The following is a 23096-nucleotide window of genomic DNA, read 5'->3' on the forward strand; positions in this document are numbered from 1 at the left end:
ATATGGGGGGACCATCCTCCAAGGCTAAATACTACTGACTGACCGATAGTGAACTAGTACCGTGAGGGAAAGGCGAAAAGAACCCCGGAGAGGGGAGTGAAATAGATCCTGAAACCGTATGCGTACAAGCAGTGGGAGCCCACTTTGTTGGGTGACTGCGTACCTTTTGTATAATGGGTCAGCGACTTATTTTCAGTGGCGAGCTTAACCGAATAGGGGAGGCGTAGCGAAAGCGAGTCTTAATAGGGCGTCTAGTCGCTGGGAATAGACCCGAAACCGGGCGATCTATCCATGGGCAGGTTGAAGGTTGGGTAACACTAACTGGAGGACCGAACCGACTACCGTTGAAAAGTTAGCGGATGACCTGTGGATCGGAGTGAAAGGCTAATCAAGCTCGGAGATAGCTGGTTCTCCTCGAAAGCTATTTAGGTAGCGCCTCATGTATCACTGTAGGGGGTAGAGCACTGTTTCGGCTAGGGGGTCATCCCGACTTACCAAACCGATGCAAACTCCGAATACCTACAAGTGCCGAGCATGGGAGACACACGGCGGGTGCTAACGTCCGTCGTGAAAAGGGAAACAACCCAGACCGTCAGCTAAGGTCCCAAAGTTATGGTTAAGTGGGAAACGATGTGGGAAGGCTTAGACAGCTAGGAGGTTGGCTTAGAAGCAGCCACCCTTTAAAGAAAGCGTAATAGCTCACTAGTCGAGTCGGCCTGCGCGGAAGATGTAACGGGGCTCAAACCATACACCGAAGCTACGGGTATCACGTAAGTGATGCGGTAGAGGAGCGTTCTGTAAGCCTGTGAAGGTGAGTTGAGAAGCTTGCTGGAGGTATCAGAAGTGCGAATGCTGACATGAGTAACGACAATGGGTGTGAAAAACACCCACGCCGAAAGACCAAGGTTTCCTGCGCAACGTTAATCGACGCAGGGTTAGTCGGTCCCTAAGGCGAGGCTGAAAAGCGTAGTCGATGGAAAACAGGTTAATATTCCTGTACTTCTGGTTATTGCGATGGAGGGACGGAGAAGGCTAGGCCAGCTTGGCGTTGGTTGTCCAAGTTTAAGGTGGTAGGCTGGAATCTTAGGTAAATCCGGGATTCTAAGGCCGAGAGCTGATGACGAGTTAACTTTTAGTTAACGAAGTGGTTGATGCCATGCTTCCAAGAAAAGCTTCTAAGCTTCAGGTAACCAGGAACCGTACCCCAAACCGACACAGGTGGTTGGGTAGAGAATACCAAGGCGCTTGAGAGAACTCGGGTGAAGGAACTAGGCAAAATGGCACCGTAACTTCGGGAGAAGGTGCGCCGGTGAGGGTGAAGGACTTGCTCCGTAAGCTCATGCCGGTCGAAGATACCAGGCCGCTGCGACTGTTTATTAAAAACACAGCACTCTGCAAACACGAAAGTGGACGTATAGGGTGTGACGCCTGCCCGGTGCCGGAAGGTTAATTGATGGGGTTAGCTAACGCGAAGCTCTTGATCGAAGCCCCGGTAAACGGCGGCCGTAACTATAACGGTCCTAAGGTAGCGAAATTCCTTGTCGGGTAAGTTCCGACCTGCACGAATGGCGTAACGATGGCGGCGCTGTCTCCACCCGAGACTCAGTGAAATTGAAATCGCTGTGAAGATGCAGTGTATCCGCGGCTAGACGGAAAGACCCCGTGAACCTTTACTATAGCTTTGCACTGGACTTTGAATTTGCTTGTGTAGGATAGGTGGGAGGCTTTGAAGCGTGGACGCCAGTCTGCGTGGAGCCAACCTTGAAATACCACCCTGGCAACTTTGAGGTTCTAACTCAGGTCCGTTATCCGGATCGAGGACAGTGTATGGTGGGTAGTTTGACTGGGGCGGTCTCCTCCTAAAGAGTAACGGAGGAGTACGAAGGTGCGCTCAGACCGGTCGGAAATCGGTCGTAGAGTATAAAGGCAAAAGCGCGCTTGACTGCGAGACAGACACGTCGAGCAGGTACGAAAGTAGGTCTTAGTGATCCGGTGGTTCTGTATGGAAGGGCCATCGCTCAACGGATAAAAGGTACTCCGGGGATAACAGGCTGATACCGCCCAAGAGTTCATATCGACGGCGGTGTTTGGCACCTCGATGTCGGCTCATCACATCCTGGGGCTGAAGCCGGTCCCAAGGGTATGGCTGTTCGCCATTTAAAGTGGTACGCGAGCTGGGTTTAGAACGTCGTGAGACAGTTCGGTCCCTATCTGCCGTGGACGTTTGAGATTTGAGAGGGGCTGCTCCTAGTACGAGAGGACCGGAGTGGACGAACCTCTGGTGTTCCGGTTGTCACGCCAGTGGCATTGCCGGGTAGCTATGTTCGGAATAGATAACCGCTGAAAGCATCTAAGCGGGAAACTAGCCTCAAGATGAGATCTCACTGGAACCTTGAGTTCCCTGAAGGGCCGTCGAAGACTACGACGTTGATAGGTTGGGTGTGTAAGCGCTGTGAGGCGTTGAGCTAACCAATACTAATTGCCCGTGAGGCTTGACCATATAACACCCAAGCAATTTGCTTCTCCTGATTTGGAAACAAAGAGGAGCATCAGATTGCGGTGTGTGAAGACGAAATGAACCGAAAGTTCGACCTCGCAAAACACCGAAAGCTGTCACATACCCAATTTGCTGAAGCGAAGCCATCTGGCTACGACTCAGTACCCGAATTTCTTGACGACCATAGAGCATTGGAACCACCTGATCCCATCCCGAACTCAGTAGTGAAACGATGCATCGCCGATGGTAGTGTGGGGTTTCCCCATGTGAGAGTAGGTCATCGTCAAGATTAAATTCCGAAACCCCTGTTTGCTAACGCAAACAGGGGTTTTGTTTTTGGGCGATTGGAAAGCCAAATGGCCCCCAAATCTCCTGAAAAATTTGCACAGTTATTTCTGAACCAGACCACTAGAATAGGCACCTAACCTTTTTTAGAGTCCGAGCCCTATCTATGCCCGATCCGGTTGATGCCCTCCAGGTGTCGGATTTACCACTGGACGACCTGGTGGCATGTCATGAGTGCGACTTGCTGATGCGCAAGCCAACGCTTGCGCTCGGCGAAAAAGCTCAATGCCCACGCTGCGGTTACGAGCTGTACGCTCACCGCCACAATGTCGTTGAGCGAAGCCTCGCGCTGGTACTCGCCGCGCTGTTGCTGTACATCCCCGCGAACTTTCTGCCCATTATGCAGCTCAATTTACTCGGGCAGTCCTCCGAGGACACCGTGTGGAGTGGCGTCGTCGGCCTGTTCGATACCGGCATGCAAGGCGTCGCCGCCGTCGTCTTTCTGTGCAGCATGGGTATTCCCTTGCTCAAACTGCTCTGCCAGCTTGCCGTATTGCTCAGCATCCGCTGGAAGATTGGTCGCAGCTATGGGCTGCTGCTGTATCGCATCTACCACCACATGAAAGACTGGGGCATGTTGGAGGTCTATTTAATGGGCGTACTGGTGGCGATCGTAAAGCTCGCTGACATGGCCTCCATTACGATCGGCCTGGGGTTGGTCTGCTTCGTCAGTCTATTAATGGTTCAGGTATTGCTTGAGGTGGTGATGTCGCCCCACCAGATCTGGCAGGCGCTGTCAGGAGAGGATGAACATGCGGGCGATTGATGCAGGTATTCTGATTTGTACCGAATGCCACGAGCTGAATAAGCAAGAGCCCGACACCGAGGAGCAAATATGCACCCGTTGCGGCGCGCTGATCCACGCCCGTCGGCCTAATAGCCTGACCCGCACCTGGGCGTTGCTGATCACCGCGGCCATTCTGTATATCCCCGCCAACCTGCTCCCGATCATGACGATCAACTCCCTTGGCCAGGGTGATCCCAGTACCATCATGGCCGGTGTGATCCAACTGGTGCAGCACGGTATGTTCCCGATTGCAGCAGTTGTGTTCATCGCCAGCATCCTGGTGCCGACCTTCAAGCTTGTAGGGATTGGCTTGCTGCTATTCTCGGTGCAACGTCATCAGCCGTTGTCCGCGCAACAGCGCATTGTGATGTACCGTTTTATTGAATTCATTGGCCGCTGGTCCATGTTGGATATCTTTGTGATCGCCATCCTGGTGGCGGTTGTAAACTTTGGGCGACTTGCCAGTGTCGAGGCCAACCTCGGCGCTGCGGCGTTCGCCAGTGTGGTCATCTTGACGATGCTTGCCGCAGTAACTTTCGATCCCCGACTGATTTGGGATAACACGGAGTCGGACGACGACCATGAGTGATTTGCCTAAAGCTAAAACCCGCCCCGCCTCCAACTGGTCGGCCATTTGGGTGCTGCCCCTGATTGCCCTGATTATCGGCGGCTGGCTGGGATGGCGTGCCTATTCCCAGCAGGGCATCGAGATCCAGGTGCGCTTTGAAAGCGGTGAGGGCATCCAGGTCAACAAGACTGAAGTGGTCTACAAAGGCATGACGGTGGGTAAGGTCAAAGCCTTGGCCCTGGATGATGAGGGCAGCAATCGCGGGGTGATCGCCACCATCGAGATGAACAAGGACGTCGACCAATACCTCAAGACCAACACCCGCTTCTGGCTGGTCAAACCCAGCGTTAGCCTGGCCGGTATCACCGGCCTGGAAACCCTGGTGTCGGGTAACTACATCGCCGCCAGCCCGGGTGACGGTGAGCCTACGCGCAAATTCAAGGCACTCTCCGAAGAGCCCCCCTTGTCCGACGCCAAACCTGGCCTGCACCTGACCATCAAGGCCGATCGTCTCGGCTCGCTCAACCGTGGCAGCCCGGTGTTCTACAAACAGATCCAGGTGGGCCAGGTCAAAAGCTACCTGCTCTCCGAAGACCAGAGCACCGTCGAGATCAAGGTCTATATCGAGCCGACCTACGCCAGCCTGGTGCGCAAACACACACGTTTCTGGAACGCCAGCGGCATCAGCATCGACGCCAACCTCTCCGGCGTGAAGGTGCGCAGCGAGTCCCTTTCCAGCATCGTTGCCGGCGGTATCGCCTTCGCCACACCAGAGAATCGCAAGGACAGCCCGCCGACCGACCCAAGCCTGCCGTTCCGCTTGTATGAAGATTTCGACGCCGCTGCTGCGGGTATCAAGGTCAAGGTCAAGCTCACTGACTTCGAAGGCCTGCAGGCCGGGCGCACCCCGGTCATGTACAAAGGTATCCAGGTGGGCAGCCTGAAAACCCTGAAGATCGATCCGGACCTGTCCAGCGCCAACGCCGAACTGACCCTCGACCCATTGGCGGAAGATTACTTGGTACAAGACACCCAGTTCTGGGTGGTCAAGCCCTCGATCTCCCTGGCCGGTATTACTGGCCTGGAGGCCTTGGTCAAGGGTAACTACATCGCCATCCGCCCTGGCGACAAAGGCACTGCCCCGCAACGCGAGTTCGTTGCGCGTGCCAAGGCGCCACCGCTGGACCTGCGTTCCCCCGGCCTGCATATGGTGCTGTTCACCGATAACCTCGGCTCCCTGGATGTCGGCAGCCCGATCCTCTACAAGCAGGTCAAGGTCGGTTCGGTGCAGAGCTACCAGTTCTCGCGGAAAAACAAACAGCTGGTGATTGGCGTTCATATCGAGAAGGAGTACGCCAACCTGGTTAACGGCTCGACGCGTTTCTGGAATGCCAGCGGTGTCACCCTCACTGGCGGGCTCACCGGCGGCATTCAAGTGAAGAGTGAATCCCTGGCCAGCCTGATGGCCGGTGGTATCGCGTTCGAAACGCCTGAACCGAATGTGCCGCTGAAAAAGCGCATCCCACGTTTCCGCCTGTTTACCGACCGCGAAGCCGCCAACCAACACGGCACCCTGGTGACCATCAAGGTCGACCGCGCCGACGGCATGCGCCCGGGTACCCCGGTGCGCTTCAAAGGCCTGGACGTGGGCAAGATCGAGAGCGTCGACCTCAGTGCCGACATGCAGTCGGTGCTGCTCAGCGCCCGCATCACCCAGGTGGCGGACCGCATTGCGCGCGCCGGCAGCCAGTTCTGGGTGGTCAAGCCTGAGCTGGGCCTGATGAAAACCGCCAACCTGGAAACCCTGGTCACCGGGCAGTACATTGAAGTGCAACCGGCGGTAAAAAATGCCGGGCCACAAAAGAGTTTTGTCGCCCTGGACCAGCCGCCGGAAGCCGTCCACCAGGAGCAGGGCCTGAGCCTGACGCTCAGCGCCGCACGCCGTGGTTCGCTGAAGGAAGGTGTACCGGTGACCTACCGTGAAGTCACCGTGGGCAAAGTCACCGGCTATGAGCTGGGCCAGACCGCCGACCGCGTGCTGATCCACATCCTGATCGAGCCCAAGTACGCACCGTTGGTACGCAGTGGCAGCCGCTTCTGGAACACCAGCGGTTTCGGTTTGGACTTCGGCCTGTTCAAGGGCGCGACGGTGCGTACCGAATCGCTGGAGACGTTGGTTGCCGGTGGCATCGCCTTCGCCACGCCAGATGGCGAGCGCATGGGCAATGCAGCTCGGCCGCAGCAGACCTTCCCGTTGTTCGACAAGTTTGAAGATGAATGGCTGACGTGGGCGCCCAAAATCCCACTCGGTAAATAGACCGAGGCGCGGCCTTCGCGAGCAAGCCCGCTCCCACACTTTGATTTGTGAGCACATTCAAATGTGGGAAAATCTCGCTCGGTAAATAGACCGAGGTGCGGCCTTCGCGAGCAAGCCCGCTCCCACACTTTGATTTGTGAACAGATTCAAATGTGGGAGGGGGCTTGCCCCCGATGAGGCCCTCAACAACACCACAGCCCCCCACAAAAAAAGGCCGCGATCCAAAAGATCGCGGCCTTTTCGCATTTCAGCGCAGTGGATCAGACCTCATCCAACTCCGGTTCATCCGCCTGCACATTCACCGTGGCCTTCACCACATCATGGCGACGAATGTACTTCCAATCCGCCTCATCGATGTAGATCCCGTTCGGCCCGCTGCCGCCTTCCAGGTCGATTGCCACCTGGGCCGACACCTGTGGCTTCACACTGGCCAGGATCGGCACAAAGCCCAGTTGCAAACTGGTTTCCAGCAATGCCGCCTGGTTCTTCTCATCGATATCCGCCGCCTCGTCGAGGTAGTACGGCAAGCGCACGCGCCCCGCCTGGTCGCGGTCCATCAAGTGCAGCAACAAGTACATGTTGGTCAGCGCCTTGATGGTCATGGTGGTGCCGTTGGACGCGGCGCCATCGATATCGGTGTGGATCACCGGCTGGCCGTGCACCTTGGTGATCTCGAAGGCCAGCTCGAACAGGTCCTTGAGGCCCAACTGGTTATGGTTGGCGGCCACCAGGCGGGCCAGGTATTCCTTGGCCTCTTCGTTCTTGTTGTCCTGCTCGGCGCTCTGGCTGAGGTCGAACACCGACAGGGTTTCGCCTTCTTCATACTGACCGGCACTGTGGATGATCTGGTCGATATGCTTGAGGGCTTCCTTGTTCGGCGCCAGCACGATGCGGAAGCTTTGCAGGTTGGAGACCTGGCGTTTGTTGATCTCGCGGTTGAACAGCGCCAGTTGATGCTCAAGGCTGTCGTAGTCGCTGCGAATATTGCGCAAGGTGCGCGCAATATCGGTGACCGCCGCACGGCGCGCCTTGCCGAGGGTCAGCGCCTCGTCAGTGCGGTGCGCATACGCGTTGATCAACAGCTGCAGGCGACGCTCGACATCATCCTCGCTGTCGAACTTGGCCACACCCTTGAGGCGCACCTGGGCATACAGCGCCTCGATCTGGCCATCGGCACGGAGCAAGCCTTGCCAGCTGTCCTGATAGTCATTGAGCAGCGGCAGCAGGTTGTCCATGGAGTCGTCGACCGGGTCCATGAAGGGGGTGCCGAACGGCAAGTCCGCCGGCAGCAACTGACGACGGCGCAGGGCGTCATCCAGGGTGCGCTGCTTGGCTTCCATGTCGCCGATCTGCCGGCCCACCAGTTGCAGCTTGGCCGAGAGTTGCTGGACGCGTTCGGTAAACGCATCGCTGGAGCGTTTCAACTCGTCCTGGGCGGCTTCCATCTGCGCCAGGTTTTCCAGTTTCTCGCCCTCTTCGGCACTCAGGGTCTGCGCGCGGCGGAAGTCTTCCAGGGCCTTTTGCGCGTCCAGCACCTGCTGGTACAACGCTTCGGTCTGGGTCTTGCTCGCTGCACGGTCAGAGGCTACCGCCTGCTGAGTCTTGAGCTGCTTGAGTTCTTTTTCCAGGCGCTCTTTCTGGTCGCGCAACGCCGCGCGATCCGCCAGTGCCTGCAACGCCGGTGGCTCAATGTGCGAGATGTCGACAGACAGCCCCGGCACTTCAAAGCGTTCGCCCTTGAAGCCATCGAGGATCTGTTCCAGGGATTTGACCCACTGGCCGTCCTCATCCAGCGTGATGCCATGCTCGCCCAATGGCAGGCTGAACAACGAACTGTTGAACAGGCGCATCAGACGCTCGACATCTTGCTGTGAGAATTCTTCGCGCAGCTTGGCGTAGCTGTTGTTGTCCGCGTGGTCGAGTTGCTGCTTGACCGACTTCAGGCGTTTTTCCAGGTCGCGCAAACGCTCATCCAGGTCCTCGGCGCTGAATTGCCGCGACTGCGCCAAGGCGCCGGCCAGTTCATCGTGAGCATCCTTGGCGGCCAGCAGTTGTTGCTCCAGCACCTTGACGTCGTCCACCAGGGCAAAGCGATGCTTGAGCACCGACAGCTCGCCCAGCCAACGCTGGATACCGCTGATTTCACGCTCCAGGCGCATCAGCTCCTGGGTGCCGCCACGTTGGTCGTTCTGCAGCGCGTCCTGCTCGTTACGGTAGTGCTCGGCCTGGATGGTCAGCTCTTCCTTACGCGCACTGGCGTAGTCCGACCAGGTGCCGAGCAACGAATCCAGCAGCGGCGACAGGCGATGCAGTTTGCCGCGCAATACATCGCGCAGGCGCACGCCATTGGCCAGTGCCTCGACCAACGGGCCGGCAGCTACCAGCGAGTTGTAGTCCTGCTCCATGCGTCGCACATCGCGGAAGGCTTCTTCGCACGCGGCGATGTAATCCACGCTACCGGAACGCAGGCTGTGTTCGAAGGCATCGAGGAACAATTGCTTGAGCTTGGCCGCGGTGATTTCGCGCATGTGCAGCAAGTTGATAAACAGCGCGCGGAACGTCTTCAGGCTCTGCTCGCTGGTGGAGCGCAGCGGAATCAGGGTCAGGTCCAGCGGGATCGACGTGTGCCCGCCCACCAGCAAGCGGCGCAGTTCATCCGGCTTTAGCTCGTAGGCTTTGAGGCCTTCGCGCTCAAGGTTGGTGAACAGTTCTTTCTGACGCAGGCAGGTGTCGTTTTTCTGGTAGTGAGCCAGGTCCAGCTTGCCCGCATAGGCAAAGAACTGGTGGCCGAAACCGCCGCCAGGGCCGCGCCCGACCACGCCGATCACATGCGGGCCGTGGGGCAGGGAGACTTCCACGAGGATGTAGCTGGTGTCGGTGGCAAAGTAGAAGCGCCGCGATTGCTCCAGGGTGTATTTGCCGAAACTCATGTCCGACATGCGCGCCAGGATCGGGAACTGCAGGGCGTTGATCGACGCGGATTTACCCAGGTTGTTCGCGCCATACACCGACAGCGGTTCTTCCAGCGGGAACAAGCCCAAGCTGTAACCCGCAGTGTTCAACAGTGCGAAGCGGCGGATGCCGTAGCGTTCCTTGCTCATGCGTCGGTCTCCTGTTCTTCGGCAATGGCACGGGCCATGGCGTCTTCTTCGCTTTCTTCTTCAAAGTCGCTCAGGTCCAGCGGGTCATCGGTTTTCAGCAGTTTTTCATCGCTGTCTTCGTCGATGATCACCGGCACCGGCAGTGGCAACACGCTGTGCACGCTGGCGGCCAGGTCACGGTCTTGCTGCACCGAGAGGCACACGTCGAGGAAGCGGTGCATGGGCGGCAGGAAGCGATAGATACCGTTGTCTTCGCTGGCAAAGCCCAGTTGGGTCATGCGGCGCATGATTTTCTCTTCGAGTTCTTCCTGGGTCTGTACTTCGGCCTGGATAAACAGGTCACGGTATTTTTCCAGCAGCGACGGCAGCTCATCGCGGCCCAGGCTGCCGCCGTCGAGCACGGCGATCGGGTCGCGGCCTTGGTCGGCCAAGTGCTCGACGAGGATGAAGGTGAACAACGCCAGACGCTGGGCGGTTTTGTTCACCTGCGCGCTGGCGATGGCAGAGTCCGGTACGAAGTAATAGAAACCCCGGGTGTCGCACACCAGTTCAAAGCCCAGGGCCTTGAACAGCGTGCGGTACTGGTCCTGGAAGTTCGACAGTTGTGCGTACAGCTCCGGGTCGCGGCGGCTGACGTGGTAACCCTTGAACAGCTCGCGAAAGATCGGTGCCAGCTGGGACAGTTCGGATAGATCAAGATGCATAGGGGGTGCTCGCGGAATTCTCGGCGGCATCAGTGCCAGCCGGGAGCAGGGCGAATGAGCGCAGGCTGACCTGGTGCTCGTGTGTGTGGTAATCGCGGCGTTCCAGGCGTTCGCGCTTGAAGCGTTTTTCCCGCGAGAGGCGCGAGAACCAGTACAGCAATTCGTCGGTGGCGCCGTCCGGTTCCTGCTCCAGCAGCCAGGTCATCAGGTCTGGCATCGGCAGTGCGTCTTCGCAGCGCTCGAGCATTTCCTTGACCGTGCGCGGTGCACGCTGGGCGTCGCCCTTGTGGGATTTGTGCGCCTTGGGGAACCGCGCCGGTTTCGGCTCGAAATTCGCCAGGGCATACACGTAAGCCTCGACCTGGCTGGCACTGCCCAGGAACGTGCTTTGCGGCCGGGTAAACATCGGCATCGCCGCTTGCGGCACGGCGTCCAGCCCCTTGCGGCGAATTGCCGACAGGGCCAGCGCCGCGCCACGGGTCACGGCGTTGTGCCGCCGCGCTTCCTCACGCAGCGGCAACAGCAGCTCACGGGCGTGACGCAAGGTCAGTTGGGCGCTGGTCTGCATTTCGAGGATGCGCGCGTGGGTGCGCAGCAGCATGTCGTCGTCCACCAGGTGGCCGAGGCGCTGCTGTTCGGTGAGCATGCGCAGCAGCACATTCTCGACCTTGCGCACGCCCTGCTCGAACGCGCCGTCGGCGTTCACCAGTTGGATCATGGGTTCGACGTATTCATCCCAGGTCGCCAATACCTCGGCGTAACGCTGGCGCAACGGGATCTGCCGGTCGCTGGTCTTGGCGCGGTCGGCCACGGCGGCGAGGGCCTGTTCGTCGTTGGCGAGTTTTTTCAGCACGTCGCGTACGCGCATGTCGAGCAGGCGCAGTTGACGGGCCAGGTCGTGGCCATCACGGATGTCGAAGGCGTCCTGGATGTAGCCTGCCAGGCGCTCGAGGTGGCGCAGGTAGGCTTCGATTTCCAGGCACAGGCCAAGCCGGTGCTCCTTGCGAAGATAGGCCAGGAAGTCGTGGATCTGCGCGTTCAGCTCGAAACGGTTCGGGCTTTTGGCGACAGGCACCAGGATATCCAGGCGAATCCACACGTCCAGCAGGCTGGTGATGTCCTGGGGCGTGCTGTCCAGTTGTTGGGCGGCCAGTTGTGCGCGCAGCTCGCCGAGGCTCAGGGTGCCTTGGTCGAAGTGTTCGCATAGTGGCTCAAGTAAGGCCCAGTGTTCGGCGAGGGCGCGCAGGACGCGCTTGGGTTCGATCATGGGAATGGCCGGCTGGTTGGCGATTAAAAGTCGCGATTGTACTGCATCAGGCGCGGGATTTATCCACAGCCGGTCAGTGCACAGTGGGCGATTGTTACCGAACAGCGGTAGAATCCCCGCTCTTTACTTATCCACAAGTGGCCGAGCTGTGCTTATCGAGTCCCGACGTCGCGCTTACTTGACCGCCATGCAGGTGGTCAATTGGCTGCCCCGCACCGAACTGCCGTTTGCCGCGCCGTCGCGGCCCGAGCTGCTGCAGGCGCTCGAGCCGTATGAGGCGTTTGAGGTCTCGGGCGAGGAGGCGGCTGCACCGGTGGCGGTGGTCAAGCCCGAGCCCCAGGCGCGCCCGGCGGTCGAGCGCGCCAAGATCGAAGTGCCACGCCCGTCGCCGCTGGCCAAGCCGGTGGTGGCCGAAGAGGTTGCGCCGGTAGTCAAGGCACCGGTGGTGCCACCGCCGCGTTTCGCCCTGCAATTGCTGCGGGCCGGGCGTTGCCTGCTGTTGGTGGAACTGCCCACCGGCGAACGCTTCCAGACCCGCGACCCCGCCTACATGCTGCTCAAAGACATGCTGCGCGCCGCCGGCCTGCCCGACAGCCCGCAAATCGTCGGCGACCCGGTGCGCTGGCCACTGCTGGTGCGTGGCACCATGGACCAGGGCCCTGACGCTGCGCGGGATTTTGTGCAAGGTTTTGTGTCGGCGCGCCTGGAAGACGAACCCTGCGTGTGCCTGTGGCTGATCGGCCTGCCCGCCGTGCGCTTTGCCGGTGAGGCCAATGCCGAGGCCTGGTACCGCGAACTGCAGGTCGAAAGCCTGGGTTCGGTATGGGCCCTGCCGGGCCTGGAATTATTAATGGAAGAGCCACAGCGTAAGGCTGATGTCTGGCAAGCCATGCGCCGGCTGATGGCGCGCTGGAAAACAACCGATGAGTGAGGCTTTATCCTTCCGCCCGATGACCGAGGCCGACCTCGACGCCGTGCTGAAAATCGAATACGCGGCGTTCAGCCACCCCTGGACCCGGGGGATTTTTCTCGACGGGCTGGGCAAATACCAGATCTGGCTGATGTTCGAAGGCGAGCAGCAGGTGGGTCACGGCGTGGTGCAAATCATCCTCGATGAGGCGCATTTGCTGAACATTACCGTCAAGCCGGAAAACCAGGGCCGTGGGTTGGGCTTGGCGTTGCTGGAGCATTTGATGTCCCGTGCCTATGCCGCCAGTGCGCGGGAGTGTTTCCTCGAAGTGCGCGACAGCAATACCGGGGCGTTCCGCCTGTATGAGCGCTATGGCTTCAACGAAATCGGCCGTCGGCGTGACTACTACCCGGCCGTGGGCGGCCGCGAAGACGCAGTCGTCATGGCCTGCACCTTGGTCGACTAAACACACGAACCAATGTGGGAGGGGGCTTGCCCCCGATAGCGGTGTATCAGTGCCTTACTAAGTGCCTGACACACTGCAATCGGGGGCAAGCCCCCTTCCACATTTAGCTCTGTGTTGTGTCAGCGGTTGCCGTCGACCGGGTCGATATCTGCCAATTCGGCCTCATCCAGCCCATTTCCGCCGCCAATCTCATCTTCATCCACGATGCTCAGGTCGTAATCGGCAGGACTGTCTTCCCCTGCTTCGCGGGCATCCCGCGCGCCATCCTCATGTATCAAGGTTTCCGGGCTCATGTCATCGTCAGTCGACTCATGGTCGTCGGTCGAAGCCCCGGTCAGCCCGGCTTCGCGCACCCGCTCGTCGGGCATCAGGTGTTCGCGTTCGCGACGCGGGATCTCGTCGCCGATTTCCGCCGTGGGCTCTTGCTCGTCAAAATCCAGCTCGCGCATCTCACCCATACGGTCTTCGTTGTCGTCAATCGGTTCGGGTTGCGTAGCGCCGTAGGGACGTCGTGATTCAGTCATGGCCAATCCTCATACTGTGGGGCTTATAGTGTGTGGACAGGCACGACGCCCTAAAGATTCAAGCTAACTTATGGCTGGGCGTGACCCGGACGAGCGGTCGTCTGTCAAAGCTGCGCATCATTCCTGAGGCTTTCCCTGATGAACGAACTACAAGACCTGCTTGATAACAACGAACGCTGGGCGGATGCGATCAAACAGGAAGATCCCGAATTCTTCGCCAAGCTCGCCCGCCAGCAAACCCCGGAATACCTGTGGATCGGCTGTTCCGACGCCCGCGTACCGGCCAACGAGATCGTCGGCATGCTGCCCGGTGATCTGTTTGTGCACCGCAACGTGGCCAACGTGGTGCTGCACACCGACCTCAATTGCCTGTCGGTGATCCAGTACGCGGTCGATGTGCTCAAGGTCAAACACATCCTCGTCACCGGCCACTATGGCTGCGGCGGCGTGCGTGCCTCGATGCAGGATCGCCAGTTCGGCCTGATCGATGGCTGGCTGCGCACCATCCGTGACCTGTACTACGAAAACCGCGACGTGCTGGCCCAGTTGCCGACCGAAGAAGAGCGCGTGGACCGCCTGTGCGAGCTGAACGTGATTCAGCAGGTGGCCAACGTCGGCCACACCAGCATTGTGCAAAACGCCTGGCATCGTGGGCAGAGCCTGTCGATCCACGGCTGCATCTACGGCATCAAGGACGGCCGCTGGAAGAGCTTGAACACCACCATCAGTGGTTTTGAGCAGTTGCCGCCGCAATATCGCCTGCGCCCACTGGGCGAAGCCTAAGGGCGTTTGTGCTCGCGCCATTGGGCCATGAACGCCTGCCCCTCGGCGTTCAATGGCTCCTGGCCGCCGGTGATCCAGCCCCGGCAGTTCAGCTCGCCGCACTGGCACGCGAACTGCCGGAACAGCGCATCCTCGGTGCTGGCGTAATCCAGGGTCAGCCGGGAGCCGGCGGCGATGGGTTGCACGGTCCATAGCTCCAGGTACGTGGTATCGAAAAACACGTTCGGGTTGCAGGAATGGCGCAGCAGGCCGCAGAACCAGCTGTCGTACAGGTGGATGCGCGCCGATAATTGCAATGTGTGGGGGCGTCGCTCGCTCACGGCATAGCCGGAAACCTTGGCAATGCGCATGCGGCCGTCAAGGTTTTTGCGTGTCTTGACCCCTGCTGGCGTGCCCGTCGTGGCTTGCATCACCTGAAAGTGTTCGGATGAAGGGTAGCCGTGTTCAACAAGTAGCGTCTTGAATGGGTACAAGCAGTCGCTCACGGTGGTTTTAGCCTTATCCATGGCCTGAGTTTTCATAACTCTCCTTGGTGAGGCTGCATCGACCTGCGGGTGGTGGCTGACTACCAGTCTTGCAGCGGATGGGCGCCGCTCAAGACTTACTGAAGATAGCGCCGATTTCTACTGTCAAATCTGACAGTAGAAATCGGCTTGTTTTTGTGCACTCTTACAGGGCGGGGGCGCTGATGGCGGGGGTTGGGGCGGCGTTCTTGAGTTGTTTGAGCTGAGCCTTGATCGCCGGCGTGGCGCACTTGGCATTCGCCTGTTCCGGGGTCAGGCTGCGCACCGAGGTGTAGAACAGTTCACACGTCTGCTCTTTGCGGGTGACCTGCCAGGTGTTCATACACGCCTTAAGCAGCACATTCGGGTCGCTGGCGGGCTTCTGGCCCATGCCGGCCTGCCAGCAGGCGGCGCTCAAGTCCTGGCCCATCACCGTCAAGCCGGCCTCGTCGGCTTTTTGTTCGTTGCCGTCATAGCTCGCCGGGTCAGCCGCGTACCAGATGTAACTGGGGTGGTTGGAGCCCAGCACCGATACGGTTTTGCCCGCAGCAGGGCTGATCTGCGCCAGGCCCAATACGCTCACGGTCTGGCCGTATTGCTGCTTGATCCAGTTACGCACCGGTGCGCCAAACGCGACCATCGGTAACGAGCCATTGGCGTGCAAGCTCAGCTCCCGGACCATACGCGTCTGGTAGTCGCTGAAGTAGCTGTAGACCCCTTCCAGATCCTTGCCCGCATTGGAGGGCGCGGCGATGGGGGCGATATCGATGATGGTCTGGTAGGCCGGGGTTTCGGTGGCAGGCACGCCATTATCGGTGAGCAGCGCGGCCCAGCGGTCGGTGGTGGCCGATTCCAGGTAATCCTGGGCCTGGGTCAGCGAGTAGTCCGGTGGGAAGTGCAGCAGCTCGATGCTTTTGCGGTTTTCCAGGGCCATGCCCAGCGGCAGGAACAGGTACCAACTGTAGGCCCACTTGCCGTCACTGTTGAGTTTGCTGGCGCCCTGATAGGCGAGGTCGGCGGTATTGAGCAAGGCCGTCAAAGGCTGGCCGTAGGTATCCGGCACACCGCTGAAGGTCGCTGACACTTGCCCGTCATGGGTTTTGACACTGACCTTGGCCCGGCTGTAGCCGTCGCGCTGCAGGCTCTGGTTCAGGTAGTGCTCGGCGGTCTGCTCCAGCGTCCATGGCCGAAAGCAGATCACGTTGCAGTTATTGGGGTAAGCGAACAACTGGGTGACGCGTTGCGTGCTGCCCAGTGGCACCTCGATGTCGGCCTGTACGACCGCACTGGCCAGCAGTGCGGCCAGGGTGAAGGACAACCTGGTCGGTTTGAACATGCTTGATTCCTTGTCAGCGAAGGCCCGTCTGCGCGGGATGAAAGCCCACTTCCACACAGTAGCGGTTGACCAGGAAAACCGCGTGCTAAATCGGCGGGCGTGTCGCTATTGGATAAGAAAACCTACCGGTTGAACTGCAAGGCGTTGCTCAAATCCCCCATGGGCTGCTGGCCACGGGCGATCATTGCATCGTCACGCTGCTTGAGCCCATCGAGTTTCTCCAACTGGAACACCCGGGTGATCAGGCGCAGGATCGACGCCGTGTCGTACACCGTGTGGTCAACCGTGCCTTTGCGCGCAAACGGCGAAACAACCAACGCTGGAATCCGCGTGCCCGGGCCCCAGCGGTCGCCTTTGGGCGGCGCCACATGGTCCCACCAGCCGCCGTTTTCGTCGACCGTCACCACCACCACCATGTTTTTCCACTGGGGGCTCTCCTGCAGCACCTTCAGGGCGCGGGCGATGTGCCGGTCGCCCGAGGCCACGTCGGCGTAACCGGCGTGCATGTTCAGGTTGCCCTGGGGCTTGTAGAAACTCACGGCGGGCAGCTTGCCGGCCTGGGCGTCGGCGAAGAACTTGTTGGTGCTCGATTCGTCGCCCAGCCCGCCGTCACGCAGGCGTTTGTCACGCTCGGCGCGGTTCTGCGGCCCTTGTTGCTTGAAGTAGTTGAACGGCTGGTGGTGGTACTGGAAATTCGGGATTTTCGGAATACCGCCCGAATCCTTGAACTGATCCAGCGTCGCCTGCCATGCCCCGGCGTACCAGGCCCAGTCGACATTGTTTTTCGACAGCTTGTCGCCGATATGTTCGTGGGTCTGCGGCACCAGCACGTTGGGCAGGTCGGGTTTGGAATAGTCGGGGTTTTCCGGGTCACGGGTCCAGGTCGGCCAGTAGGGCGGGGCCAGGGTGTTCACGCCGTAGCCGTCCGGGGTCAACGCGCTTGGGCCGAACTGCGGTGGGCCGGTCATGGCGCTGGCGGGGGATTTGTCCAGCGGCTTGAGGCGCGTGTCGGTGGGGTCATCGCTTTGCAGCGTGGCGATCTGCGCCTTGGCCACCGATTGCGCGGCATTCGGGTAAAACGGCGCGGTCGCACTGATCAGGTATTGATGGTTAAGGAACGAGCCGCCAAACGCGCCCTGGAAGAAGTTATCGCAGAGCACGAACTCCTTGGCCACGTCCCACAGGCGCAGGGCATAACGGCTCTGGGCGTAATGGCCCATCACCAGGCCACCGGAATCCGCCCAGGCGACGAAACCGTCGTTTTTGCCGCCATTGATCTGCATCTGGTTCTGGTAGAACACGTGCCACAAGTCGCGGGTCACCAGGCTCAAGGGCAGGTCTTCGGCATTCGGGCCCTTGAGGGCGTACGGCGCGTTGGGCAGGTTTTCCTGGAATTGTACTTCGCTGGGGTAGGTCACCCCGTCCACACTCTGCGGGCCGACCTGCAGCACGCCACCCCAGGCCGGGGGCAGGGTGGTCAGCAGGCTGGCGTCGCGGTCGCGCTGTTGATACTCGGCGGCGGAAAGCGCCGACAGCGGCTTCTCCACCCCTGGGAAATCCGCAAACAGGTTGTTGAAGCTACGGTTCTCGGCATAGATCACCACCACGGTTTTCACCTGGTCGTGCAGCGCCTTGTCCAGTTCCTGGGGCGTGAGCGGCTTCGCCACCGGCGTTCCCGGTGCTTCGCCGGTATTGCCGCAGGCACTCAAGGTGGCGCCCACCCCCAGCACCGCCGCACCTCCGAGGAAGCGCCGACGGCTGGTGTCTACCGGCGGTTGGGCAACGGAATCGGGGGAAGGGTGGTCTTCGTGCTCATCACTCATTGCTGGGAGTCCCTGCAGGCTGTTTGTTTCAAGATATTTCGCAGGACGGTAGCAACGGAATGTGACGCAAAGAAGACAGTCGCCTCAACGCTATCGGGCGGTTACAACAAGCGCAGCGCCAATTGGCTACCGGCGAGTAAATATTGCACCTGGGCCGCCACGGCGTCCTTGACGATGGCCTCGCCGGTGTCGGTCAGCTTGGCTTTTTTGGCGTCAATGACGCAGCTCTGCAACAACTGCATGGCCACGTCCATGGCCTTCTGGAAAGCGGTTATGTTGTTGTGCAGGCCAAATTCCTTGATCACCGTGGCCATGCGGCAATCGGCGTTATCGCGCAGGCCCTGGTACTCAACGAACGACACGCTGCCGTCCTGGTAAATGGCATTGATCAACTCTTCCAGTGATTTGGATAGGGGCGTCATCGGATGTTCCTTGGGTGGGGTGAGGAGTTATCCGAGACAGGTTAATCAAAGGTGTGGGTGGGCGAAGTCGGCGCTGGCGGTTGTTGGGAGCGGGAAAGTCCCACGCGTCTCGTCAGAAAAGCGGCGCAGATATAAATGTGGGAGCGGGCTTGCTCGCGAAGGCGGTGGATCATTCAGCACATGTCTTGCTGACATACCGCTTTCGCGAGCAAGCCCGCTCCCACACTGACTGCGTTATGGCATGACGGGCGGCAAATACTTCAACGTCGTCCCCAGCGCCCACAGCAAAAACAACACCAGCGGCGTGTGCACCAGTAACTGCACAAACGAAAACCCGATCAAGTCCCGCGCCTTGAGCCCCAGCACCCCCAGCAGCGGCAACATATAGAACGGGTTGATCAGGTTCGGCAGCGCCTCGGCGGCGTTATAGATCTGCACGGCCCAGCCCAGGTGGTATTGCAGGTCGTTGGCCACTTGCATCACGTAAGGCGCTTCGATGATCCACTTGCCGCCGCCCGACGGGATAAAGAACCCCAGCACCGCCGAGTACACGCCCATCAGCAGCGCGTAGGTGTCGTGGGAGGCGATGGAGGTGAAGAAGGTCGAGATGTGGTGCGCCAGGGTCTGGCCGTCACCGCCCTTGACCACGGTCATCAACGCGGCGATCGAGCCATACAACGGGAACTGGATCAGCACGCCGGTGGTGGTGGGCACGGCGCGGGCCACGGCGTCAAGGAAGCTGCGCGGGCGCCAGTGCAGCAGGGCGCCGACCATGATGAACAGGAAGTTGTAGGTGTTGAGCCCCGAGATGGCGCTGATCGCCGGCTTGGTCGAGAACTCATGGAACAACCAGCCGGCCGCCAACAGCGCGAGCAGGATGGTCAGCAATGGGCTGTGTTCGAGCCATTCGCCCGGGCGGGTCGGTGCTTGCGGTTTGGGCAGGTTGAAGGCCGGGTCGACGCCGCAGGCCTTGGCGTCACGGGCGCTGTTCGGGCCGGGAGCGGTGGCGTAGGCGATGATCAGCGATACCACGATCAGCGCCAGCAACAGCACGCCGGATTGCCACAGGAAGATAGTCTCGGTGAACGGGATCATCCCGGTGATCGACAGGATCGACGGCGGCAAGCTGGCCGGGTTGGCCTGCAACTGGGCGGCCGACGACGACAACCCCAATGCCCATACGGCCCCCAGGCCTAAATACGCCGCAGCCCCCGCCGCGCGGTAATCCATGCGCAAATCCGTACGACGGGCCAGTGCACGCACCAGCAAACCGCCGAACACCAGGGACAGGCCCCAGTTGAGCAGGGACGCCAGCATGGAAATCAACGCCACCCAGGCCACGGCGGAGCGGCCGTTCTTGGGGATGCGCGCCAGGCGGTCAATCAGCTTTACCGCCGGTGGCGAACTGGCGACCACATACCCGCCGATCACCACGAAGGCCATTTGCATGGTGAACGGGATCAGGCTCCAGAACCCATCGCCAAAGGCCTTGGCGGCCTCGGTCGGTGCGGCGCCCATGCCCAGGGTCGCCACGGCCACGATGATCACGGCGAGGGCGGCGAACACCCAGGAGTCAGGGAACCAGCGCTCAGCGAAGTTGGAGCAACGCAGGGCAAATCGGGCATAGCGGCTTTCTTCGATAGCATCGGCCACGAGTCGTACCTCTTGTATTTATTATGTGAGGGGCAGTTTGCGCGCATGTTCCTCCTCGGCCATTGATATGGGAATGCAGTTATCTTCATCGATCCATGAGGAAAACAAATATATCTGCTGTGATTGCCATCATCCGGCGCAGCTCATAACCTGCACGCCATTTTGTTTGTCTGCCGAGCCTCTTCATGACTGCCACCTCTGTTCCTCAGGCGCAGCGTTTTTCCCGCTCCGACTACAAAACCCTGGGCCTGGCTGCCCTGGGCGGTGCCCTGGAAATCTACGACTTCATTATTTTCGTATTCTTTGCGCTGACCCTCAGCCAACTGTTTTTCCCGCCGGAAATGCCTGAGTGGCTGCGCCTGCTGCAAAGCTTCGGGATCTTCGTGACTGGCTACCTCGCGCGCCCCCTGGGCGGCATCCTGATGGCGCACTTTGCCGATCACCTGGGGCGCAAGCGTGTATTCAGCTTGAGCATCCTGATGATGGCCTTGCCTTGCCTGCTGATCGGGATCATGCCCACCTACGCGCAAATCGGTTATTTCGCACCGCTGATCCTACTCGCACTGCGTGTGCTGCAAGGCGCCGCGGTGGGCGGCGAAGTGCCCAGCGCCTGGACCTTCGTGGCCGAGCACGCACCGCGTAACCACCGTGGCTATGCCCTGGGCTTCCTGCAGGCCGGCCTGACCTTCGGCTACCTGCTTGGCGCACTCACCGCGACGCTGCTGGCGCAGGTCTTCACCCCGGCGGAAATCCTCGATTACGCCTGGCGTTTTCCCTTCCTGCTCGGCGGAGTGTTCGGCGTGATCGGCGTGTGGCTGCGCCGCTGGCTCAGCGAAACCCCAGTGTTCCTCGAAATGCAGGCCCGCCGCCAGGCCTCCGCCGAACTGCCGTTGCGCACCGTGCTGCGCGACCATCGCGCGGTGCTGCTGCCGGCAATGATCCTCACCTGCGTGCTCACCTCGGCGGTGGTGGTTCTCGTGGTCATCACCCCGACCATGATGCAGAAAACCTTCGGCATGAGCCCCAGCCACACCTTCGCCTTGAGCGCACTGGGCATCGTCTTCCTGAATATCGGTTGCGTGCTCGCCGGCCTGTTGGTGGACCGCATCGGTGCCTGGCGCGCGGTAATGGTCTACAGCCTGTTGCTGCCGGTGGGCATTGCGCTGCTGTATGCCAGCCTGATCAGCGGTGGCGTGTGGCTGGGCGCGGCGTATGCCGTGGCCGGCTTGAGCTGCGGGGTGGTGGGCGCGGTGCCGTCGGTGATGGTCGGGCTGTTTCCGGCGCAGGTGCGGGTGTCGGGGATTTCCTTCACCTACAACATCGCCTATGCGTTATGGGCGAGTACTACACCGTTGATGCTGATCGCGTTGATGCCGACCAGCCCGTGGATTTGCGTGGGTTATTGCGTGGTGATGGGCGCGGTGGGGGTGGTGAGTGTGGCGCTGTTTGGTAAGCGCCACACCCTGGCTGCCTAGGGCTCAGGTCAGGAAATGCCACAGCACCAGCGTACCGACCAGCCCGACCACTGAAACAATCGTCTGTAACACCGACCACACCCAGATTGTCTGCTTCAACTGCAAGCCGAAGTACTCACGCACCATCCAGAACCCGGCGTCGTTGACGTGGCAGAAGAACACCGAGCCGGCGCCGATGGCCAGCGCCACCAGTGAACTCTGGGTGGCGGCCAGCCCGGCCATCATCGGCGCGAGAATGCCTGCCGTCGTGGTAGTGGCGACGGTGGCCGAGCCGGTGGCCTGGCGCAGGGCTACGGCAATCAACCAGGCCAGCAGCAGGTACGGCATGTGTGCGCCTTCGGCAACCTTACTGATGGTCTGGCTTACGCCGGCGTCCAGCAGGGTTTGCTTGAGGCCGCCGCCGGCACCGATGGTCAGCAGCAGCACGGCGATGGGCGCGAGGGCCTTGCGCAGGGTGTTGCCGACTTCGGCGCGTGGCATGCCGGCGGCCCAGCCCAGGCAGATCACGGCGGCGATCACGGCCAGGCCGAGGGCTATCAGCGGCTCGCCAAGGAATTTCAGCACCAGGCCCACGCTGCTTTCGGCTGGCAGGGCGACTTTGGCCAAGGTGCTGCCCAACATCAGAATCACCGGCAACAGAATGATCAGCAACGACACGCCAAAACTCGGCTGGCGCGGCGCTTTGGGCGGTGCGCTGAACAGCGCGCCGATGTCGGCCGGCTCGTCCACGTGCAGGCGCTTGGACAGCCAGTTACCGTAGATCGGCCCGGCCAGGATCACCGCCGGTACCGCCAGGCAAAAGCCCAGCAACATGGTCAGGCCCAGGTCGGCGTGCAGCGCGCCCACCGCAATCAGCGGCCCAGGATGCGGTGGCATCAGGGCGTGCAGGGTGGTCATGCCGGCCAGCGCCGGGATGGCGATTTTCAGCAGCGGCTGGTTCGAACGTTTAGCCATCACAAAGATGATCGGCACCATCATCACCAGGCCCACTTCGAAGAACAGCGGCAAGCCGATCACCATGGCCACCAGTGCCATTACCCACGGCAATGACTTGCCCTTGCCCAACCCGAGCAAGGTGGTGGCGATGCGATCGGCCGCGCCGGATTCGGCCATCAACGCGCCGAGCATCGAGCCCAGGGCGATGATGATCCCGGCCTCACCGAGGATCGCCCCAGCGCCTTTGCTGAACGCCTTGGCGACTTCTTCCGGCGGCAAGCCGGCGCCGACGCCAGCGATAAAAGTGCCGATCAGGATGGACAGGAACGGCGGCAGCTTGGTCGCGCTGATCAGCACAATGATGCTGGCGATGGCCAGCAGAACGCAGAGCATGAGGCGGGTGTCGTGAACCATCCACGCGGCAGTCGATAACTCCAAAACGGGACTCCTTATCGAACAGGTTGGGAAAATTGTTTCTTTTTGTTTCCTGTCGAAAAAGCATACCTGATCCCGCAATGGCCAAGTGCTTATGTACCGTTTTGGTGCGATCAACGTTGCAGCGCCGGCACGCCGGCCGCAGAGCCGTTGCTGTCGGATTTGTAATCTTTGCTCCACCGCCCTGATAGGTCGTGAACGCTACATTGCCCTCGCTTGGACTTTCTCGGCGTGGAACTCTTGT

General features: G+C 60.3%; 17 protein-coding genes and 2 rRNA genes (1 of these 19 cut by a window edge). 9 read left to right on the plus strand and 10 right to left on the minus strand.

What is annotated here, in order from left to right; all coding sequences use genetic code 11:
- From CXQ82_RS03515 to CXQ82_RS03535, 5 genes are all read left to right on the plus strand, one after another.
- Nucleotides 1-2500: ribosomal RNA gene (locus CXQ82_RS03515) — 23S ribosomal RNA — on the plus strand; it begins 392 nt to the left of the window's first position.
- A gap of 170 nt (nucleotides 2501-2670) precedes the next feature.
- Nucleotides 2671-2786: ribosomal RNA gene (rrf, locus tag CXQ82_RS03520) — 5S ribosomal RNA — on the plus strand.
- Nucleotides 2787-2948: 162 nt separating this feature from the next.
- Nucleotides 2949-3608 carry a paraquat-inducible protein A gene (locus tag CXQ82_RS03525; RefSeq protein ID WP_101266195.1) on the plus strand — a complete coding sequence of 220 codons (660 nt, stop codon included), beginning with the start codon at nucleotides 2949-2951 and terminating at the stop codon, nucleotides 3606-3608.
- Nucleotides 3595-4218 carry a paraquat-inducible protein A gene (locus tag CXQ82_RS03530; RefSeq protein ID WP_101266197.1) on the plus strand — a complete coding sequence of 208 codons (624 nt, stop codon included), beginning with the start codon at nucleotides 3595-3597 and terminating at the stop codon, nucleotides 4216-4218. The genes CXQ82_RS03525 and CXQ82_RS03530 overlap by 14 nt, the downstream gene beginning before the upstream one ends.
- Nucleotides 4211-6514 (plus strand): PqiB family protein, encoded by a 2304-nt coding sequence (locus CXQ82_RS03535; protein WP_101266200.1) that lies wholly within the window; start codon nucleotides 4211-4213, stop codon nucleotides 6512-6514. The genes CXQ82_RS03530 and CXQ82_RS03535 overlap by 8 nt, the downstream gene beginning before the upstream one ends.
- A 260-nt stretch (nucleotides 6515-6774) precedes the next feature.
- Here CXQ82_RS03535 and mksF read toward each other — a convergent pair whose 3' ends face one another.
- Genes mksF through mksB form a run of 3 tightly spaced genes read right to left on the minus strand, consistent with a single transcriptional unit; the run spans nucleotide 6775 to nucleotide 11586 of the window.
- Nucleotides 6775-9615, minus strand: a complete 2841-nt coding sequence (gene mksF / locus CXQ82_RS03540; RefSeq protein WP_101266202.1) for an Mks condensin complex protein MksF — start codon at nucleotides 9613-9615, stop codon at nucleotides 6775-6777.
- Complete coding sequence (mksE, locus tag CXQ82_RS03545; protein WP_101266204.1) at nucleotides 9612-10319, minus strand: Mks condensin complex protein MksE; 708 nt, start codon at nucleotides 10317-10319, stop codon at nucleotides 9612-9614. The genes mksF and mksE overlap by 4 nt, the downstream gene beginning before the upstream one ends.
- The gene (mksB, locus tag CXQ82_RS03550; RefSeq protein WP_101266206.1) at nucleotides 10309-11586 is read right to left on the minus strand and encodes an Mks condensin complex protein MksB; all 1278 of its coding nucleotides are present in this window, start codon (nucleotides 11584-11586) and stop codon (nucleotides 10309-10311) included. Before mksB ends, mksE begins: the two co-directional genes overlap by 11 nt.
- Before the next feature lie 187 nt (nucleotides 11587-11773).
- On the opposite strand from mksB, the gene CXQ82_RS03555 reads away from it, so the two are divergent.
- Nucleotides 11774-12517, plus strand: a complete 744-nt coding sequence (locus CXQ82_RS03555) for an energy transducer TonB (protein ID WP_101266208.1) — start codon at nucleotides 11774-11776, stop codon at nucleotides 12515-12517.
- A complete protein-coding gene (rimI, locus tag CXQ82_RS03560) occupies nucleotides 12510-12962 on the plus strand; it encodes a ribosomal protein S18-alanine N-acetyltransferase (protein WP_005784514.1) in 453 nt (150 codons plus the stop codon). Before CXQ82_RS03555 ends, rimI begins: the two co-directional genes overlap by 8 nt.
- 119 nt (nucleotides 12963-13081) lie before the next feature.
- Here rimI and CXQ82_RS03565 read toward each other — a convergent pair whose 3' ends face one another.
- Nucleotides 13082-13486, minus strand: coding sequence for a serine kinase/phosphatase (locus CXQ82_RS03565; RefSeq protein ID WP_101266210.1), 405 nt, complete (start codon nucleotides 13484-13486; stop codon nucleotides 13082-13084).
- Between the two features lie 138 nt (nucleotides 13487-13624).
- Here CXQ82_RS03565 and can point away from each other — a divergent pair, with 138 nt between their 5' ends.
- Nucleotides 13625-14269 carry a carbonate dehydratase gene (gene can, locus CXQ82_RS03570; protein WP_025856499.1) on the plus strand — a complete coding sequence of 215 codons (645 nt, stop codon included), beginning with the start codon at nucleotides 13625-13627 and terminating at the stop codon, nucleotides 14267-14269.
- Here can and CXQ82_RS03575 read toward each other — a convergent pair.
- The 5 genes from CXQ82_RS03575 to CXQ82_RS03600 form a co-directional block, all read right to left on the minus strand.
- Nucleotides 14266-14790 (minus strand): SET domain-containing protein-lysine N-methyltransferase, encoded by a 525-nt coding sequence (locus CXQ82_RS03575; protein WP_101266212.1) that lies wholly within the window; start codon nucleotides 14788-14790, stop codon nucleotides 14266-14268. The two genes, can and CXQ82_RS03575, sit on opposite strands and share 4 nt — an antisense overlap.
- A 148-nt stretch (nucleotides 14791-14938) precedes the next feature.
- Nucleotides 14939-16108, minus strand: coding sequence for a hypothetical protein (locus CXQ82_RS03580; protein WP_101266214.1), 1170 nt, complete (start codon nucleotides 16106-16108; stop codon nucleotides 14939-14941).
- A 122-nt stretch (nucleotides 16109-16230) separates the two neighbouring features.
- Nucleotides 16231-17931: an acid phosphatase gene (gene acpA, locus CXQ82_RS03585; RefSeq protein ID WP_101266216.1), complete on the minus strand. Its 1701-nt coding sequence runs from the start codon at nucleotides 17929-17931 to the stop codon at nucleotides 16231-16233.
- Nucleotides 17932-18032: 101 nt separating this feature from the next.
- Complete coding sequence (locus CXQ82_RS03590) at nucleotides 18033-18353, minus strand: hypothetical protein (protein WP_101266219.1); 321 nt, start codon at nucleotides 18351-18353, stop codon at nucleotides 18033-18035.
- A 234-nt stretch (nucleotides 18354-18587) separates the two neighbouring features.
- Nucleotides 18588-20006 carry a short-chain fatty acid transporter gene (locus CXQ82_RS03600; RefSeq protein ID WP_101266223.1) on the minus strand — a complete coding sequence of 473 codons (1419 nt, stop codon included), beginning with the start codon at nucleotides 20004-20006 and terminating at the stop codon, nucleotides 18588-18590.
- 185 nt (nucleotides 20007-20191) lie between these two features.
- Between CXQ82_RS03600 and CXQ82_RS03605 the strand changes: the two genes are divergently transcribed.
- Nucleotides 20192-21481: an MFS transporter gene (locus CXQ82_RS03605; protein WP_101266225.1), complete on the plus strand. Its 1290-nt coding sequence runs from the start codon at nucleotides 20192-20194 to the stop codon at nucleotides 21479-21481.
- 3 nt (nucleotides 21482-21484) lie between these two features.
- Here the strand turns inward: CXQ82_RS03605 and CXQ82_RS03610 are convergent, their stop codons facing one another.
- The gene (locus CXQ82_RS03610; RefSeq protein ID WP_101266227.1) at nucleotides 21485-22855 is read right to left on the minus strand and encodes a gluconate:H+ symporter; all 1371 of its coding nucleotides are present in this window, start codon (nucleotides 22853-22855) and stop codon (nucleotides 21485-21487) included.
- Nucleotides 22856-23096 lie beyond the last annotated feature (241 nt).

Source organism: Pseudomonas sp. S09G 359, from assembly GCF_002843605.1.
Taxonomy (GTDB): Bacteria; Pseudomonadota; Gammaproteobacteria; order Pseudomonadales; family Pseudomonadaceae; genus Aquipseudomonas.

Bases quoted from the DNA above. Each gene is read 5' to 3' on its own strand.
- CXQ82_RS03525 (WP_101266195.1), top strand. From the start codon at position 2,949: ATGCCCGATCCGGTTGATGCCCTCCAGGTGTCGGATTTACCACTGGAC.
- CXQ82_RS03530 (WP_101266197.1), top strand. From the start codon at position 3,595: ATGCGGGCGATTGATGCAGGTATTCTGATTTGTACCGAATGCCACGAG.
- CXQ82_RS03535 (WP_101266200.1), top strand. From the start codon at position 4,211: ATGAGTGATTTGCCTAAAGCTAAAACCCGCCCCGCCTCCAACTGGTCG.
- mksF (WP_101266202.1), bottom strand. From the start codon at position 9,615: ATGAGCAAGGAACGCTACGGCATCCGCCGCTTCGCACTGTTGAACACT.
- mksE (WP_101266204.1), bottom strand. From the start codon at position 10,319: ATGCATCTTGATCTATCCGAACTGTCCCAGCTGGCACCGATCTTTCGC.
- mksB (WP_101266206.1), bottom strand. From the start codon at position 11,586: ATGATCGAACCCAAGCGCGTCCTGCGCGCCCTCGCCGAACACTGGGCC.
- CXQ82_RS03555 (WP_101266208.1), top strand. From the start codon at position 11,774: ATGCAGGTGGTCAATTGGCTGCCCCGCACCGAACTGCCGTTTGCCGCG.
- rimI (WP_005784514.1), top strand. From the start codon at position 12,510: ATGAGTGAGGCTTTATCCTTCCGCCCGATGACCGAGGCCGACCTCGAC.
- CXQ82_RS03565 (WP_101266210.1), bottom strand. From the start codon at position 13,486: ATGACTGAATCACGACGTCCCTACGGCGCTACGCAACCCGAACCGATT.
- can (WP_025856499.1), top strand. From the start codon at position 13,625: ATGAACGAACTACAAGACCTGCTTGATAACAACGAACGCTGGGCGGAT.
- CXQ82_RS03575 (WP_101266212.1), bottom strand. From the start codon at position 14,790: ATGAAAACTCAGGCCATGGATAAGGCTAAAACCACCGTGAGCGACTGC.
- CXQ82_RS03580 (WP_101266214.1), bottom strand. From the start codon at position 16,108: ATGTTCAAACCGACCAGGTTGTCCTTCACCCTGGCCGCACTGCTGGCC.
- acpA (WP_101266216.1), bottom strand. From the start codon at position 17,931: ATGAGTGATGAGCACGAAGACCACCCTTCCCCCGATTCCGTTGCCCAA.
- CXQ82_RS03590 (WP_101266219.1), bottom strand. From the start codon at position 18,353: ATGACGCCCCTATCCAAATCACTGGAAGAGTTGATCAATGCCATTTAC.
- CXQ82_RS03605 (WP_101266225.1), top strand. From the start codon at position 20,192: ATGACTGCCACCTCTGTTCCTCAGGCGCAGCGTTTTTCCCGCTCCGAC.